This is a genomic window from Sediminibacillus halophilus, from assembly GCF_900103695.1.
Classification (GTDB): domain Bacteria; phylum Bacillota; class Bacilli; order Bacillales; family Amphibacillaceae; genus Sediminibacillus; species Sediminibacillus halophilus.
The window spans coordinates 326,683-344,398 of the sequence record NZ_FNHF01000002.1 but is presented as its reverse complement, the minus strand read 5'-3'; the positions used below and the strand labels follow the sequence as shown (position 1 = coordinate 344,398).

19 protein-coding genes are annotated in these 17,716 nt (G+C 38.1%); all 19 read left to right on the top strand.

Going from position 1 to position 17,716, the window contains the following annotated elements; genetic code table 11:
• Positions 1–232: 232 nt before the first annotated feature.
• The 19 genes from BLR82_RS08675 (at position 233) to BLR82_RS08585 (ending at position 17,632) form a co-directional block, all read left to right on the top strand.
• Positions 233–652 (top strand): TIGR03826 family flagellar region protein, encoded by a 420-nt coding sequence (locus tag BLR82_RS08675; RefSeq protein WP_074598612.1) that lies wholly within the window; start codon positions 233–235, stop codon positions 650–652.
• Between the two features lie 84 nt (positions 653–736).
• Positions 737–1,006: a flagellar biosynthesis anti-sigma factor FlgM gene (gene flgM / locus BLR82_RS08670; protein ID WP_074598611.1), complete on the top strand. Its 270-nt coding sequence runs from the start codon at positions 737–739 to the stop codon at positions 1,004–1,006.
• Positions 1,007–1,024: 18 nt separating this feature from the next.
• Positions 1,025–1,522 (top strand): flagellar protein FlgN, encoded by a 498-nt coding sequence (locus tag BLR82_RS08665; RefSeq protein WP_074598610.1) that lies wholly within the window; start codon positions 1,025–1,027, stop codon positions 1,520–1,522.
• A 21-nt stretch (positions 1,523–1,543) separates the two neighbouring features.
• On the top strand, positions 1,544–3,076 hold the full coding sequence (gene flgK, locus BLR82_RS08660) for a flagellar hook-associated protein FlgK (protein WP_074598609.1): 1,533 nt from the start codon (positions 1,544–1,546) through the stop codon (positions 3,074–3,076).
• Between the two features lie 10 nt (positions 3,077–3,086).
• Positions 3,087–3,956 (top strand): flagellar hook-associated protein FlgL, encoded by an 870-nt coding sequence (gene flgL / locus BLR82_RS08655; RefSeq protein ID WP_074598608.1) that lies wholly within the window; start codon positions 3,087–3,089, stop codon positions 3,954–3,956.
• A 73-nt stretch (positions 3,957–4,029) separates the two neighbouring features.
• Positions 4,030–4,620, top strand: a complete 591-nt coding sequence (locus tag BLR82_RS08650) for a DUF6470 family protein (RefSeq protein ID WP_074598607.1) — start codon at positions 4,030–4,032, stop codon at positions 4,618–4,620.
• A 12-nt stretch (positions 4,621–4,632) separates the two neighbouring features.
• Entirely contained in the window at positions 4,633–5,082 is a 450-nt protein-coding gene (fliW, locus tag BLR82_RS08645; protein ID WP_074598606.1) for a flagellar assembly protein FliW, read from the top strand.
• Between the two features lie 2 nt (positions 5,083–5,084).
• Complete coding sequence (gene csrA, locus BLR82_RS08640; RefSeq protein WP_074598605.1) at positions 5,085–5,315, top strand: carbon storage regulator CsrA; 231 nt, start codon at positions 5,085–5,087, stop codon at positions 5,313–5,315.
• Between the two features lie 122 nt (positions 5,316–5,437).
• Positions 5,438–6,259, top strand: a complete 822-nt coding sequence (locus tag BLR82_RS08635) for a flagellin N-terminal helical domain-containing protein (RefSeq protein ID WP_074598604.1) — start codon at positions 5,438–5,440, stop codon at positions 6,257–6,259.
• A gap of 161 nt (positions 6,260–6,420) precedes the next feature.
• Positions 6,421–7,029, top strand: a complete 609-nt coding sequence (locus BLR82_RS08630) for a DUF8042 domain-containing protein (protein WP_074598603.1) — start codon at positions 6,421–6,423, stop codon at positions 7,027–7,029.
• A complete protein-coding gene (locus tag BLR82_RS08625; RefSeq protein WP_074598602.1) occupies positions 7,019–8,890 on the top strand; it encodes a motility associated factor glycosyltransferase family protein in 1,872 nt (623 codons plus the stop codon). Before BLR82_RS08630 ends, BLR82_RS08625 begins: the two co-directional genes overlap by 11 nt.
• Positions 8,887–9,858 (top strand): UDP-N-acetylglucosamine 4,6-dehydratase (inverting), encoded by a 972-nt coding sequence (gene pseB / locus BLR82_RS08620; protein ID WP_074598601.1) that lies wholly within the window; start codon positions 8,887–8,889, stop codon positions 9,856–9,858. The genes BLR82_RS08625 and pseB overlap by 4 nt, the downstream gene beginning before the upstream one ends.
• A complete protein-coding gene (gene pseC, locus BLR82_RS08615; protein ID WP_074598600.1) occupies positions 9,859–11,067 on the top strand; it encodes a UDP-4-amino-4,6-dideoxy-N-acetyl-beta-L-altrosamine transaminase in 1,209 nt (402 codons plus the stop codon).
• A 9-nt stretch (positions 11,068–11,076) separates the two neighbouring features.
• On the top strand, positions 11,077–11,808 hold the full coding sequence (locus tag BLR82_RS08610; RefSeq protein WP_074598599.1) for a cytidylyltransferase domain-containing protein: 732 nt from the start codon (positions 11,077–11,079) through the stop codon (positions 11,806–11,808).
• Positions 11,809–11,847: 39 nt separating this feature from the next.
• Entirely contained in the window at positions 11,848–12,900 is a 1,053-nt protein-coding gene (pseG, locus tag BLR82_RS08605) for a UDP-2,4-diacetamido-2,4,6-trideoxy-beta-L-altropyranose hydrolase (protein ID WP_074598598.1), read from the top strand.
• The gene (locus BLR82_RS08600) at positions 12,893–14,101 is read left to right on the top strand and encodes an ATP-grasp domain-containing protein (protein WP_074598597.1); all 1,209 of its coding nucleotides are present in this window, start codon (positions 12,893–12,895) and stop codon (positions 14,099–14,101) included. The genes pseG and BLR82_RS08600 overlap by 8 nt, the downstream gene beginning before the upstream one ends.
• Before the next feature lie 36 nt (positions 14,102–14,137).
• Positions 14,138–15,250, top strand: a complete 1,113-nt coding sequence (locus BLR82_RS08595; RefSeq protein ID WP_074598596.1) for a D-alanyl-lipoteichoic acid biosynthesis protein DltD — start codon at positions 14,138–14,140, stop codon at positions 15,248–15,250.
• A gap of 33 nt (positions 15,251–15,283) precedes the next feature.
• Positions 15,284–16,339 carry a pseudaminic acid synthase gene (gene pseI / locus BLR82_RS08590; protein WP_074598595.1) on the top strand — a complete coding sequence of 352 codons (1,056 nt, stop codon included), beginning with the start codon at positions 15,284–15,286 and terminating at the stop codon, positions 16,337–16,339.
• A gap of 231 nt (positions 16,340–16,570) precedes the next feature.
• Positions 16,571–17,632, top strand: coding sequence for an NAD(P)/FAD-dependent oxidoreductase (locus tag BLR82_RS08585; RefSeq protein ID WP_074598594.1), 1,062 nt, complete (start codon positions 16,571–16,573; stop codon positions 17,630–17,632).
• The last annotated feature ends 84 nt before the right edge of the window (positions 17,633–17,716 follow it).

Sequence of the window (17,716 nt, the reverse complement as noted above, 5' to 3'; positions counted from 1 at the left end):
TTGGTGACAGACCTTCTTCCACTCTAATCTCCGATATTTCAGCATTTCTAAGTAAATGGAGAAGGAAAACACCTGTTTTGGGGTCAGTCCCCAAGTCCGCTAGAAGATCTTATCTTCGCTTCGGAGGGACTGACCCCCATCCCTCTCGCCTTCCAAAACATCTCAATTTCTTGTCACTGTTCGGGAGGTCATGTGCTATAATGAACGAAAAATGCTTTTAGGGGGAACTACGATGGGAGAATTAATGAACTGTCCACGCTGTGGTACACTTTTTGTGTCTGGCGTCCGTTCAATTTGCCAGGATTGTTACAAAGAGGAGGAGCGTGCTTACACGACGGTTTACGATTTTCTGCGTCCGCGAAAAAACCGGCAGGCAACTGTCCCGGAAATTGTTGAAGCAACCGGAGTCGATGAGGAAATTATCTTTAAATTTGTTAAAGAAAGACGCTTACGGGCGTCGCAGTTTCCAAATTTGACCTTTCCGTGCGAACGCTGCGGAACGAAGATTTCCGACGGCAAGTTATGCAACAATTGCATGAACGAGATGAAATCCGACTTGGATGAACAGAAAAAACTAGATGAAATTTCCGATCGTAATAGACAAAACGTGCCCGAAGTCAATACCTACTATACAGTCGAAAAAAAACAATGACTTTCTATTAAACAATACTCCCAACCTGCCGATATTAAAATTAAGAGCATGTACGCCAGTTAACCGTGAAAGGAGTGCAGTGCATTGAAGATTAATGGTACCATTCAATCCAACTTTAATCCGTACCAAAAACAACTGCAAAAGCAGGCGGAAGTGAAACAGGAAATGAAAAATAAAGAAGATAAATTGCAAATATCGAGTCAGGCAAAGCAACTGCAGGAAACCGCCAAACCTGACCCTGCGCGGCAAAAGCGGGTACAGGAAATCAAGCAGGCAGTGGAGTCTGGCGAATATAACATCGATCCAAAACAGACAGCCAGGAAAATGATTGCGTTTTGGAATAACCAACCGTAAAAAAAGGGAGGACATCGTATGTCCGTTCAACCCGTAGTTGAATCATTACAGCGTTTGATCAAACTTCATGAAAGCTTGTTGACCTTGTCCAAGGAAAAAACGGAAACGTTGAAAGATGGAGATACGGACAAACTGCAAACGTTGATGCTGCAGGAAAGAAAGCATGTACAGGCGATTAATCAGGTCGAGAAGCAACGGCAACAGGAAGTGGGAGAGTGGGCAAGCGAAGCCGAGATCGAACCGGAAGCTGCCACAGTATCTGTCATTCTCGAAAGCTTGGAAGATAAACAGGAGAAGATAGATCTGGAAAGTCGCTTTTTAAAACTGACAAATGTACTTTATGATCTAAAACAACAAGAAAACTTGAATCGGGACTTAACCAAGCAGTCTTTGCAATTCATCCAAATGTCGATCGATATGATGGATCCATCTTTGAAAAACATGAATTACGGTAATACCAAAAGTCAGCAGCAACCACAACCATCGAAACGGTCGCTGTTTGATTCGAAAGCGTAGCAGGAGAGAGGAGTAACCAGTGTGAGTTCAACTTTTAATGGATTAGAGGTAGCCAGGCGTGCGCTAACCACCCAACAGTCCGCTTTATATACAACCGGTCATAATATTGCCAATGCTAATACAGAGGGTTATACCAGACAGCGGGTCAATTTTGAGCAGACCGGCCCGTACCCTCCAGCATCGAGGAACCGACCGGAAATTCCTGGACAAGTTGGAAGCGGTGTTCAGGCAGGCTCGATTGAACGTGTTCGTGACCAATTTTTAGACAAGCAGTACCGCAGTGAGAATGCCAAGTTTGGTTATTACGATTCCAAAGCAAGTGCGATGGAGCAAATGGAAAGTATCATGAACGAGCCAACGGAACAAGGGCTATCCAAGACAATGGATCGCTTTTGGCAATCGCTGCAAGACCTTGCTACAAATAAAGATGAGGGCTCCAGATCTGTTGCGGTGCAAAGGGGTACTGCGGTGGCTGAGACGTTTAATTATGTTTCCGATTCTTTAAATTCAGAAAGAAGCAATTTGCAGGAAGAAATGAATGTTACGAAAAAGGAGATAAATTCATTAGTCAGGCAGATAAACAACTTAAACAAACAAATTGGGGAGATTGAACCCCACGGTCTGGTACCTAATGATTTATATGATGAACGAGACAGATGTATCGATAAACTCTCTGGCCTCGTGAACATCAATGTTTCCTATGAAAGCAGCGGTGGACAGCCAAGTGCGATTGCACAGGGAAAAGCAACCATCACTTTGGCTGACGGACAAGGAAAGGATACAGACACCACCTTGATCGACGCTTCATCTGGCGAATATAAGCAAATGGAAATAGGCCTCGATGATGAACAAAATGTAGAGCAATTCAATTTTACAACCATTGACAAGGATGGCAATGAAACATCGACTGACTCCATTGCTGCGGCTGACTTTTCTTCTCAGGGTAAAATGAAAGCCCTCATGGAATCCAACGGTTACATAGATGGTGGTGAAGCAGTCGGGGAATATCCGGATATGTTGGAAGAATTGAACTTTTTAGCCAGAAACCTAGCTGCCGCACTTAATGAAGTTCATTCTCAGGGGATTGACGCCAATGGAGACCCTGGACAGGAATTCTTTGTTATTGACGATACAGATAATGCTGCAGCATCTATAACAGTATCTGAGGCAATTAAAGAAGATAGTGACTTGATTGCCGTCAGTGCCAATGGAGATAGCGGTAATGGTGAAAATGCGCTTGCGATGGCTGAGGCAATGCGTAAAAAAGGCGTCGGCGATTTAGGCCAGAACTCTTCGATACAAACCTACTATGAAGGAATTATCGGGGAAATGGCTGTAGTTGCTCAGGAAGCTGAGCGGATGCAAGGGAATGCTACCGTGCTCCGTGACCAAGTGGATGAAAATAGACAATCGGTCAGTGCTGTATCGTTGGATGAAGAGATGACCAATATGATTAAATTCCAACATGCCTATAACGCGGCAGCAAGAAATATGACGACCGTGGATGAAATGCTCGACCGAATCATCAATAATATGGGATTAGTCGGAAGGTAGGTGACAGAAAATGCGCGTAACACAAGGTATGTTATCGAATAATATGCTAAGAAATTTAAGTAACAGTTATGATAGCTTGGGGAAATATATGGACCAGTTGTCTACAGGTAAAAAGATTAATCGCCCTTCTGATGACCCGGTTGTCGCCATGAAAGGGATGAATTACCGCACACAAGTGACTGAAATTGAACAATACCAACGAAATACTAGTGAAGTTCATAATTGGATGGATAACTCTGATTCGGCATTGGATCAAGCTACGCAAGCTCTTCAGAGACTTAGAGAATTGGCTGTTCAAGGTAGTAATGGTACGTATGAAGAGGGGCAAAGGGAAAACATTGCGCAAGAAGTGGATCAATTGCGTGATCATTTGGCTGATATTGCCAATACGAAAGTCAACGGTAAATATATCTTCAATGGTACGAAAACCGATACGCCTCCTGTTATTGATGGTGTAGTCCAGGAGGGTGGCGGAGACGTTGTAGTTGAAGTGGCCAGTGGTACAAAGTTAAAGGCTAATATTGATGCTGGGGAAGTATTTAGTAGTGATTTGTTTGACGATATTCAAGCTTTCTCTGATGCCTTAAGGTCTGATATACCTGATGGAGAACTGGATGCCAATATTGCTTCGCTGGATAACCATATCGATAATGTAGTAAATGAGCGTGCTGACTTAGGTGCACGTATGAACCGGTTAGACCTTATAGAAGATCGCCTTTCTTCTCAGGAAGTTACGGCTAACAAAATGATGTCAGATAATGAAGATATCGATTTAGAAAAAGTCATCATGAAGCTAACTACTCAGGAGAGTGTTCATAGGGCAGCACTGAGTGCCGGGTCACGGATTATACAGCCAACTTTGACAGATTTTCTACGATAAATAATTAGGTGAAAGCACTTGCCCTCTGTATGAGCGGCAAGGCTTTTTACTATGAAGGGAATGGAGGAAAATTATGCAGCTGCCTCAGGTCAGGATGCAATCTAAACTGGCAAAGATTCAAATCACACAGACGCCAGTACAGCAAACCATTGTACAACCAAAAGCAGATCAAACAATCAGGCAACCCAAAGCTGAAATTACGATACAACGAAGACCATCTAAAATGACTATTGATCAATCAAAGGCTTGGGAGGATATGAATCTTAAGAGTGCAGCCAAGAGCATTTCTGAAGCAGCACAAAAGGGGAAAGAGGCAGTGTATAAGGGCATGCAGCGAAGAGTGAGCCAAGGGGAGCAGTTGATGAAAATCGAAAATGGAGGAAACCCGATAGCCGTTCAAGGAAAACAAAACGGGGAAAAACCAATGAAGCATTTCAATATTGGCTGGATTCCATCCCATTTTGCCGTAAAAACCGATTACCAGCCGTCCGAGCTGAAGATAAATGTCCAAACGCATGAGCCGATAATTGAAAACAAGCCAAACAAGCCAATTATCAATAATCAACCTGGTGAAGTAGAAACGTCACTTTTGGAAAGACAAAGCCTTTCCATCGACTTTAACAATTTAAAATTTAAAAATCTCAACTTTGAAATGATGATATAAAAGGATGATTAGATGAAAATACAAACAAAGTACATAGGTTCAGTTGAGGTAGACCAAAATGAAACGATAGAATTCCCTCAAGGCATTCCTGGCTTCAATGCAGAGAGAGAATTTATACTTTTGGATTTTCCTGAAAATCCTGTGTTCCAAATCATGCAGTCTGTCAAAAACCAGCAGCTGGCATTTATTGTGACAAATCCTTTCCATTTTAGATCTGATTATGATATTGATTTAGATCGAAGTTTAGTAGAAACATTAGAAATACAACAGGAAGGTGATGTTGTTATCTTATCGATTCTTTCCCTGAAAGATCCGTTTGAAAAAAGTACAATGAATTTGCAGGCACCTATTGTTGTTAACATGACCAAACGGAAAGGAAAGCAATTCATCACCAATAAAAAAGATTATAGTACAAGAGAACCGTTGATTGCTGCGGCCTCCTCTAAGGAAAAGGAGGATTAATAATGCTCGTATTGACCCGGAAGATAAACGAAGCAATACAAATAGGCGAAGATATAGAGATTACATTAATTGAAATAGACGGAGAACAGGTGAAGCTGGGGATTTCAGCGCCGAAAAACGTCGACATTCATCGTAAGGAAGTATACTTGGAAATCCAAAGGGAAAACAGTGAAGCTGCGCAAGTTTCAACAGATTTATTGAATTTATTAAAAAATAATGCAAAAAAAGATTAAACATTATCGAATTGCCACCGATAATATAAATGTAAGCCAATCGATACCAAAGACGGCCGCTTTGGTTCATTGGTCTCACCACAAGGAAGTGGGAGTATTTACTTATTCAAGGAGGAAAAATAATGAGAATTAATCACAACATTGCGGCGTTAAACACACACCGCCAACTAACAGGTAACCAAAATGCAACTCAAGGATCTTTGGAAAAGCTTTCTTCTGGCCTTCGCATCAACAAAGCCGGAGATGACGCTGCAGGTCTTGCAATTTCTGAAAAAATGCGTGGACAAATCCGCGGGTTGGATATGGCTTCTAAAAACGCTCAAGACGGTGTAAGTCTTATTCAAACTGCTGAAGGTGCACTGAACGAGACTCATGACATTTTACAGCGTATGCGTGAATTATCTGTTCAAGCTGCCAACGATACAAATGGCGACAAAGATCGTGAAGAGCTACAAAAAGAAGTAAGTGAACTAGTTGACGAAATCGACAGAATTGCTGGAGATACGCAATTCAACGGTAAGAACCTTCTTAACGGTGACCTTGCTGGAAGTGGAGCAGTTACTTTCCATATTGGATCCAATGCTGATCAGAATATCACGTTGGACGTAAATGATATGTCTGCTAGCGGTATTTCTGTAGCCAGCGTTGATATTTCTTCCCAGTCTGGAGCTAACGCTGCGATCACAACAATCGATACTGCAATCGAAACTGTGTCTTCTGAAAGAGCCAAATTGGGTGCTAACCAAAACCGTTTAGAGCATACTATCAATAACCTAGGTACTTCTTCTGAAAACCTAACTGCTGCTGAATCTCGTATCAGAGACGTTGACATGGCAAAAGAAATGATGGCATTCACTAAGAATAACATCCTTTCTCAAGCTTCCCAGTCTATGCTGGCTCAAGCTAACCAACAGCCACAAGGCGTACTACAACTTCTTCAATAAGTAATAAAAAAAACACCGTCATAGTGACGGTGTTTTTTTTATATCCTCTGTCTATCCCATCGTAAATTTAAAGAGTTTGTAGTCAATTCTATTGAAAAATGTCGATTTTTGCCGATATAAATAGTATAATAACATGACTTTTATGGTGGAGGTTTTTTATAATGTTAGTGGAAATAAATGAGCGTATGATTGAATTGGAAAACAGTCTATCTTCAATTGAACGGATAATAAAGGAAATTGAATCAGGGGTAAATGAATCGGAACTATCTTTTAGTCATTTAATTATTGATGGAGAAGAGATTTTCGAAGATTTTGAGCTTAGAATTGAAGAAAAAGTCACTTCCATTAGATATATAAAGGTAGTGATGAAAACAGTCGGTGAGTTTATCAACGATTTATTAGTTTCTGCCGAGAATTATTTAATAAGGGTAAATCCTGAACTACAAATACTGATTGATGAATTCTATCAGGGACCAACTAGCAGTTCGTGGGTAAAACTGGGGCAATTAATGGAAGGGTTGCAATGGATCAACCAACTATTCGAGATTATCAAAAGCAGTAAGCATAAGCCAGGAAACTGGAATGAATATTTAAAAGCAATGAGTACATTTGAAAAAGAACTGAATGCTTTGGAAGCAGCAATGGAAGCTAAGGACCAAATACTGATTGCTGACATACTACAATATGAAATCCTGGAAATAATTTCTGCTTTGAAAACTGAGGTAACAGAAACAATTGATCGAGAAGGAGAACGTTTGAATGTTAATTGATAATATAAATTATTTAAGAAAACATTATCGATCTATTCGTGCCTTTTTGAAAAATAATGAAGATGAATTATTAGCTAAGCCTATTAACGTGGTGAAATCTAGAACAGGACAACCTTCCCTAGAAATATTGTCTGAAACTGGTATGGTATCTATACATAGCAAGTATGATCCTGAGAAAGAAGCACAGCGGTTAATTGAAAAGTATGAAAAGAACATTCATCAATATAAACAAGTCTTTTTCTACGGAGTCGGGATGGGCTATCACGTGAAAGCATTTATGGAAAGACACCCTAATCTTACTTATACATTATATGAACCGCAACCAGCTGTTTTTTACCATTTTCTTGCTAATAAAAAAATAGAAGATTTTAATGAAAAACAAATTAAAAATATTTATTTAGGAACTTCCGAAGATGATGTAAAACGAATGGTGAGTCAATTTGTTAATCAGTTGGGTAATAACGTGCTTTTTGTTTCCCTTCCTAGTTATGAAAAAATATTCGAGAAAGAGTATCATTATTTTTTGAATTTATTCAAAAATAAGATGAAGGATAAAAAAACTTCATTTTTTACTAATTTAGCATTTGAAAAGCTTTGGACAATCAACAGCATGAAAAATTTCCCAGAGGTTTTAAGCACACCAAACATTTTAAACTCTGGAAATTCAAGTATAATGGAAGGACTGCCGGTTATTTTAGTAGCAGCCGGCCCTTCTTTGAGTAATGAATTAGAAAATCTCCGATATATAAAGAAAAATAAATTGGCTTATATTTTCGCAGTTGGCTCAGCAAATAAAGCTCTAATAAACAATGATATTATTCCTGATGCAGTATGTACGTATGACCCGCAAGATCACAATTATAAAGTTTATGAAGAGTTAATTAATAAGGGACTGGAAGTCCCTCTTATCTTTGGCAGTAGTGTGGGTTATGAAACTATAAAAAGGTATTCAGGACCAAAAGCTCATATGATCATGAGCCAGGATACAGTCTCCCAGTATTATCTAGGAAAAGAAGAAACAGATGCTGTAATAAACGATGCATCTTCAATAGCAATCGTAACTCTACAATTATTAGTTAGGTTAAAGGTGAGTTCCATTATCCTTGTTGGCCAAAATCTTGCATATAAAGGCAGCGAGTTTTATTCTAAGGGAATTGATTACAGTAGTATGGGAAAAGAGTACTCCATAACAGAGGAAGTTAAAAACAAAGCTATTACTATAAAAGATGTCGATGGAAATAGTATTTTGACAAGTAAAGGTTTTTTCAACATGAAGCAGGAGTTGGAACAATATATCTCATCAACAAATATAAAAGTATTTAATACCACTGTCGGTGGAGCAAGCATAAAAGGAACAACATTCATACCTCTTAATGAGTTAATATTAAATCATTTATCATTCCCCGTTGTAGAGGAAAATTGGTTTACAAAACTTAATATTCATTATGATATAGATAAAGTAAAGGAAAAACAGGAAGCGATGAATTCATCTTTTAAGGAGTATGGAGTTCTAATAGAAAACTTGGAGAAAATACTAGACCAAATAAACTCACTAGTGAATAAACATCAAGTCAACAATCTGGAGAGGCAGTTTAATAAGTTGGATAAAGAATTCAAACGATTAAGCGATAATTCATATTATAAAGTTTTTATAAAGCCTATGGTTAGAATCACATTAGAAGTGACCATTCAAAATATTCAATCTATCAGATTTACTAAGGACCAAGTGCTTAAAGGCAAAACCATTGTGAAGATATTTAATAAGTTTTTATCTGAATGTAAAATAGATGCTAAGAATATTAAACCTGTCTATTCGACGTTTGAACAAAGCTATAAAAAAACTCGAGGTGCCAATCTATGAATTTAAAGAATAAAGTGATTTTGATCACCGGTGGAACTGGATCATTTGGGAAAAGGTTTATCTCAAGGATACTGAAACAAGACGTCAAAAAAGTAATCGTTTTTAGTCGTGATGAGCTTAAGCAATATGAAATGGCTCAGGAGTATTCAGATTCAAGACTACGTTTTTTTATTGGAGATGTACGGGATAAAGAAAGGTTATACAGAGCTTTTGATGGGGTGGATATTGTTATTCACGCTGCTGCTATGAAACATGTTGGTGCTTGCGAGTATAATCCTTTTGAAGCAGTAAAGACAAATATAAACGGAGCTCAAAATATTGTAGAGGCTGCAATTGACTGTAAAGTTAAGCGTGTTATTGCTTTAAGTACCGATAAAGCTGCTAGTCCGGTTAATTTATACGGAGCTACCAAATTAGCTTCCGATAAATTGTTTGTTGCGGCCAATTCTTATGCAGGTGATAAAGATACTAGGTTTGCAGTTGTTCGCTATGGAAACGTGGTTGGTAGTAGAGGCAGTGTAGTGCCCTTTTTTCAAAAGCTGAAAGCTACTGGAGAAATACCTATTACAGATTCAAGGATGACAAGGTTTTGGATAACTTTAGATAAGGGCGTGCAGTTTGTTCTAGATAGTTTATTAAGAATGCAAGGAGGAGAAATTTTTGTGCCCAAAATTCCAAGCATGAATGTGGTAGATTTAGCTAAATCCATTGCTCCGAATTGTGAAATCAATTATGTAGGTATTCGTCCTGGTGAGAAACTTCACGAAACAATGATAACAGAGGATGATGCACGAAGAACCTTGGAATACGAAACATACTATGTCATTCAACCGGAATTTCCCTGGTGGACGAATAAATATGAGCTAGAAGGAAAGAAACTCCCCGAAGGATTCAAATATACAAGTGACACAAATACGGATTGGTTGTCGGTGGATGAATTGAAAACACTCGTGGAAGAGGTCAGTTAAATGACTTCAGAAAATGAATTTATCCAAAAAAAGAATAATAATAAATCACGTGAGGCTTATTTGCCATATTCCAAACAATGGATTAGTGAAGAAGATATACAAGCTGTTGTCGATGTGTTAAGAGGAGATTATCTGACAACAGGCCCCTATATTGATAAGTTTGAACAAGCCATAGCAAAGTATGTAGATGCCAAATATGCGGTAGCATTTTCAAGTGGAACAGCAGCACTTCATGGCGCTTGTTTTGCTGCTGGAATTCAGGATGGAGACGAAGTAATTACTACACCAATGACCTTTGCGGCTAGCGCAAACTGTATACTCTATCAAGGCGGAACTCCAGTTTTTGTAGATATTGATAGAGATACCTATAATATTGATTCCAGGAAAGTTGCTCAGTCTATCACAGATCGGACAAAAGCTATCATTCCTGTTGACTTTACAGGCCAACCGGCAGATCTGGATGAGATTCATGAAATTGCTAAAGCAAATGACCTTATTGTCATTGAAGACGCCGCACATGCTTTAGGGGCAACATATAAAGGTAGAAAAGTTGGATCATTAAGTGATATGACAATGTTCAGTTTTCATCCTGTAAAACAAATCACTACTGGAGAAGGGGGCATAATCACTACAAATAACCGTGCTTATTACGATAAACTGATACAATTTCGCTCTCATGGTATTACTCGGGACAAAAATAAAATTAAAGATAGCCACGGGCCATGGTATTACGAAATGCAGTTTCTGGGCTATAATTATCGCATGACAGATATACAAGCTGCATTAGGTATTAGCCAACTTAAAAAAAATGAGCATTTTTTGAAACTAAGAAAAAGGTATGCTGCTATGTATAATGAAGCTTTTTCCAAAATGGATTTGTTAGATATTCCGTTTCAGAACCATGAAAAAGAATCAAGTTGGCATCTATATGTTATAAAATTGAATTTAAGTCGAATCTCCATAAGTAGAAAAGCAATCTTTGAAGCCTTGCAAAGCGAGAATATTGGTGTTAATGTGCACTACATTCCGGTGCATCTTCTTCCGTATTATCATGAACTGGGTTATAAAAGAGGTATATGTCCAAACGCAGAGGATTTGTATGAATGCATAATCTCTTTACCACTTTTCCCCGCAATGACAGAAGAAGATATAGAGGATGTTATTTTTGCTGTAAAAAAAGTTTTGTGGAATTACTCCGAAAGTTCATAGGGGGATATAATGAAAATTATCGCTATCATACAGGCAAGAATGGGATCTACTAGACTTCCTGGAAAGGTTATGAAAGAGGTTTTAAATAAAACTTTATTGGAATATGAACTTGAACAGGTGAAATGTGCTGCTTTAATCGATGAAATAATCGTTGCGACTACTAAAAATAGATCGGACGATAAAATTGTTGACTTATGTGAGAAACTTTCCATTCCAACTTTTAGAGGATCTGAGCATGATGTTTTATCGAGATTTTATGAAACTGCAACCGAATATAAAGGAGATATTATAGTTAGGCTGACTGCTGATTGTCCATTAATTGATCCATTGGTAATTGACAAGGTTATTCTTGATTATCTAAAACATAAGGAGAAGTATGACTATGTATCTAACACGATAGAACGGACATATCCTAGGGGTATGGACACTGGTGTTCTATCTTATCGGACATTAAAGGAAATTAATGCATATGCTACTAGCGAAAGTGATAGAGAACATGTCACTTCATATTTATATAGAGTTCCAGGGAGGTATAGAACATTTGGAGTCAGAAACGAAGAGGATCTTAGTAATTATAGATTAACTGTAGATACCAAAGAGGACTTTGAGGTTGTTGCTAATATCCTGGAAAATCTATATAAGCCTAATTCTTCTTTGAAAATGAACGATATTGTCACGTATTTAAAGCAACGTCCTTCTTTGCTTACTATTAACCAAAATATTGAACAGAAAAGAATTTAATACAGGAAAACTCAGTTACTTATCCGGGAAGGTGGTTCCATGGCGAAAGCAAAGTTTATTATTAGAGCAGATGCTTCAGCTACTATAGGGACTGGGCACATTATGAGAACTCTGGCACTAGCTCAAGTGGTGAAGGTAGATTCTTCCATTCAATTTTTGTGTTCTGAGATAACGCCTAATCTAGTAAAACTTTTAAACAAAGAAAGCATAACCATTGATTTTCTTCCAGTTCTTCCTGGAAGTGAAGAGGATTTAAATCAAACGATTCAAATAGCAAAAACAAAACAAGTAGATTGGATAATCTTGGATGGTTATCATTTTGACGAAAGTTTCATCAACGGATTAAAGAGAAGTGGGTTTAGAGTATTACTTTTTGATGATTTTGCTAACCTTGATTATTATTGTGCTGACATTATTCTAAACAGAGGGACTTTTGTAAACAAAGAGATGTACACAAACATAGATAAATATTCGCAATTGTTAATCGGTCCCCAATTTACAACTTTACGTAAAGAATTTCTGGATTGGCAAGGTGTAAAGCCAAGGATAAAGGCAACTCCGTCAAATATTTTAATTTCCATGGGTGGTGCGGATCCTAATAATGTCACACTCTCCGTGATTAAGCTTTTAGAAAAAGTTAATGATTTCACCATGAAAGTAAAGGTTTTACTTGGACCTGCGAATAAACACAAGGAATATATAAATGCTAACTTAGCCCAATTCAAATTAGATCTTCAAATAGTGGAAGATGACGAAGATATACCATCCTTATTTAACTGGGCTGACTTTGCTATAACGGCAGGAGGAACGACCCTTTTCGAAATGGCATACATGGGCCTTCCAAGTATAGTCATTCAAATCGCTGAAAACCAAAAGTCAGCCCAAATCCTAGCGGAAAGATATCATACTTGCTTGTATTTGGGGAAAGACACTTCCATAACCCTGCACGATTTTAAAGGTGCTTTAAAGAAAATGGAGGACCCAAATGTCAGAAAGAAAATGATTGTAAATGGCCAAAATTTGATAGACGGCCGAGGGAGTGAACGAATATTGGAAAAATTAAACCTTATAAAGAGTGATGATTTTGAATAAAAGGGTATTGATGATTTTAGGCGGCAGCTTTGGGCAAATAGAAGTAATTAAAACTGCAAAGAGATTAGGCTTGACCACATTGGTGTTAGATATGAATCCTCGTGCCGTTGGGTTTCAATATGCAGATTATTATGAAGTGGTTAGTACTACTGATTTTATGGGGGTAGAGAAGGTCGCAAGAGAATATGGGGTATCTGGCATATTAACGGTTTCAAGTGATATTGCGGTACCAACTGTGTGCTATGTGAACGAACGGTTAGGGCTTCCCAATCAGGGATGGGGAATAGCTGAAGCAGTTACTGACAAGACTATCATGAGAGAAAGGTTCAAAAAAGCCGGGGTTTCTTCTCCTGAATTTTTCATTTTTACAAGAGAAGATAATCTTTTAGAAATAAAAGAGAAAATAACGCCTATCTTGAAAAAACATCCATTGATAGTAAAACCATCTGATAGTTCTGGAAGCAGGGGAGTACAAAAAATATCAAGTACAAGTGATCTTATGGGTGCTATAAATTATGCTATGAAATTTTCCCGTAACAAAGTAGTCATCATTGAAAGATTTATAAAGGGATTAGAGATAGGAGCACAAAGTTTATCTGTTTCAGGTGAAATGGAATTGTGTTTTATACATAATGACAAACTTTCTGAAAATATGATACCAATTGGCCATTCCTTACCACCTTCGCTTAATGAAAATCAAATCTCCAAAATTAAGAAAGAATGCGAAAAGGCTTTGACAAGCTTAGGGATTACTAATGGACCAAGTAATATCGACCTTATCATTGATGATTTCGGCATACCATATGTTGTAGAAATAGGGGCAAGAATCGGTGCCACCAAACTTCCGGAAATTGTTAAATACCACTCGGGTGTTGACCTTATTGAATTAGCAATTAAATTGGCGATAGGTGAAAAGATAAATTTGCCAATAGCGAAAAATAAACCTGTTGCAGTTGAGATGCTTTACTTTAATACACGTTCCGAAGTTGAATATGATTTAGAAAAAATTAAAGATGCAATTGAACCCTATAATCCTCTGGAATACGTTATAAATATTCCGGATAATTGGGTGACACCGCTGAATTCAGGTGTAGACGTTTACGGACACGTGATCTGCACAGGGGAAACGGCACTCGATGCAGAAGAAAATTGTTCAGAGTTGATAGCTAGAATTAAGTCTAAACTATCTTTTCTTAATTGAACCTATAAAGTTGTATGCTAAGGGGGAGAGTGGATAGTGAATATTATTATCTTCGGGTGCGGGATTAGTGCGGAGAAGATTATAAGAGTAATCAATAAACTTAATGTGAAAATTATTGCTTATGCAGATAATAATTTAGATAAGGTTGGAAGCCGGATTAATGATACACCGGTCATTTCACCTTCGGAAATAAAAGGTAAGGATTTTGATTATATTATAATTGGCAGCATTTATTTTGAAGAGATAAGGGAACAGCTATTAAATATAGGAATACCAGAAGAAAGGATACTTGAATACTATAAGTACCAAAACTTCATTTCTTTACGGACAAAACTGGATGAATACGTAAGAAATATATCTGAATATGATTGTTTAATTACTGGAATGTCATATGCAAAATATGGGATAGACCTCAAGGAACTTAAGAGGGAATCTTTCAATTTTGCATTAAATAGCCAAGATTTATTCCATGACTATTCAATCGTAAAATACTTAAGCAACAGAAAGCTACTTACTAATATTAATACAATTATTATTGGATTGGCCTATTATAGTCTTGAATTTGAACTTATAAAATCCCGAGAGAAATACTTAGTGACAAGATACCATCCAATAAACGCAGACTTAAAGAGTAATACCGATTATTATCGAAAATATATGAATCTTCGTACTGCTTATGCAGATGATACATTTATAAATAAAGTTCCCTATTTACAAACTGTGTTTGGTACTCTTCTTGAACATGATTATTTGGAAAAGATTGATGATTTTGAGGATCAATATATAAAAGCTGATAATGTTCAATGGGAAAGGAAAGAGTTGGCATTGAGACATTCAAATAAAGACTATCCTGAGACTGTTGAGAAAAATGTTCATATACTAGAAAGATATCTAAACTTATTAAAAGAAGAAGCAATTAAACCAATTATTGTGATTTTCCCACAGCACAAAGACTATACAGCTTATTTTTCTAAAACGATGAGAGAAGATTTTACAAGCCATCTTGAACGATTGAATGCAACACATCCCTTTGAACTGATTGATTTATTTGATTCAGAGTTAGTTTCCGAGCGTGACTTTTTTGATGTGCATCACTTAAATCACGATGGAGCAATTAAAGTAACTCAATTAATAAATAATAGGTTATAGAAATTAGTATTGTTAGAAAGGTCGTTGCGACATATGAATGAAGTAGTTATACAAAATAGAAAAGTCGGGCCGAACTGTCCCCCGTTTATTATTGCTGAGATGTCTGGCAATCATAATCAATCTTTAAATAATGCTCTGCAGATAGTAGAAGAAGCAGCTAAGGCTGGTGCTGATGCAGTGAAATTACAAACTTATACACCTGATACAATGACCTTGGATGTCGATAGAGGAGAATTTGTAATAAAGGATTCCAACAATCTTTGGAAAGGGAAAAGTCTTTACAATCTATATCAGGAAGCCTACACACCTTGGGAGTGGCATGAAGCTATTTTTAATAGATGTCGGGAACTGGGTTTAATTGCCTTCAGTAGCCCTTTTGATGAAACTGCAGTTGATTTTTTGGAAGAGTTAGATGTTCCATGTTATAAGATAGCTTCATTTGAAAATACTGATATACCTCTTCTTCGAAAAGTTGCCAGTACAGGTAAACCGATAATAATTTCCACAGGTATGGCAACGTTGTCTGAAATAGATGAAACTGTCAGGGTTGTAAGAGAATCCGGGTGTAAAGATATAATTCTGCTAAAGTGCACAAGTACTTATCCTGCACCTGCTATTGACACAAATATAAAAACAATCCCCCAGATGAGCCAGATTTTTAATAGTAATGTCGGTTTATCCGACCATACCCAAGGAATCGGCGTTGCAATTGCAAGTGTAGCTTTAGGAGCCACAGTGATTGAAAAACACTTTACTTTATCGCGTGAAGAAGGAGGGGTGGATTCTGTTTTTTCATTGGAACCAAAAGAATTACAGCAATTAGTAAATGAAACAAATAAAGCCTGGGAATCATTAGGGGAAATAACTTTTGGTCCCACCGAGAAAGAAAAAGCCTCTCGAACCCGGAGGAGATCATTATATATAACGAAGGACATAAAAGCAGGAGATGCATTTACCAAAGATAACTTGAGAGCTATTAGACCGGGATTGGGGATACCTCCTAAATATTATGATTTGGTAATAGGAAAAAAGGCTCGGAAAAATGCTGTCAAAGGTACGCCGTTACAATGGGATAATTTATTAGAATAACTATATTCTAAACTTATTTGGATGGACGGTTAGAGGGGGGCTAAATGGCTGAAAGCAAATTCCTCCAATACATGATTATATCTTTATTGTAACGAGGGATTAAATTTTTAATCCCTCTAGTCATTCGACAGCTTTTTTGATAGTCTTTAAAGTGGGGTAACGCTGTAAGCGCTTGTGTCCGTTAACGGCGCATACATAGCCAGTCAACTAGAACAGATAAGGGGTTAAGGTATGAGGAGATTAGTGATACTGGGCGGCGGCTACGGAGGGATTAAGATTCTGAATAAACTTTTGGATGGCGGATTACCTGGAGATGTTCATATCACGCTGATCGATAGGAATCCTTACCATTCACTGAAAACAGAATTTTATGCAATAGCTGCCGGAACAAAAGCAGACAGGGAAGTAAGAATGGAATTTCCAGAGCACGAGCAGGTTGATTATGTTTATGGAGAGATTGAAAAAATCGACGTGGACGGAAAGCGGATTTTTGTCCAGGGGTTGACGGAGGCTGTTCTTTATCATTATTTAGTGATCGGATTAGGCTGTGAAGACAACTACCATGGCATTGAAGGAGCAGCAGAGTTTACCGAAAGTGTGCAGACCATTTCACGTGCCAGACACGGAAGTGTTGCTGTCGGCGATTTGAAAGCTTACGGCAAGGTTGCCATCGTCGGCGCCGGTTTAAGCGGTATTGAGGTTGCATCCGAAATCAGGGAAAGCCGTCCGGATTTGAATGTGAGACTGCTTGATCGCGGCGAAACGGTGTTGAGTGCGTTCAATTCGAAAATTCAAAATTACGTGGAAGAATGGTTTGCCAAAAATGACGTCGAAGTCATTCACAAGGCAAATGTCGAATATGTCGAAAAAGACGGGGTTTGCAACAATGGGGTTTGTTTTGTGAATGATGTTACAATCTGGACTGCAGGTGTTCAACCGAATTATTTGGTTCGGGAGCTGCCGTTTGCCAAGGATGGCCAGAATAAGATAGTGCTGAATGATTATTATCAGGTTCCTTCTCATCCAACGGTATATGTTGTGGGTGACTGTGCTTCTTCTGTTCATTCGCCCAGTGCACAGCTGGCTGGACAGCAGGGGGAACAGATTGCGGATGTACTGCTCGCATTATTAAACGATAATGCCCCAGAACAGCCGAAAGAAATAAAGTTAAAAGGCGCTTTGGGCTCCTTGGGGAAATCAGACGGTTTTGGGAACATGCTCCAGCAGCCGGTGACCGGATTACTTCCGCGTCTGGCAAAATCGGGTGTATTGTGGCTGAATAAACGACACTAGTAGACTAATAGTGGCCGAACGGATAGGAGCTTGACCTATCCGTTTTTAATATATTTTTTGGCAAGACCTTTACTTTTTAAATCT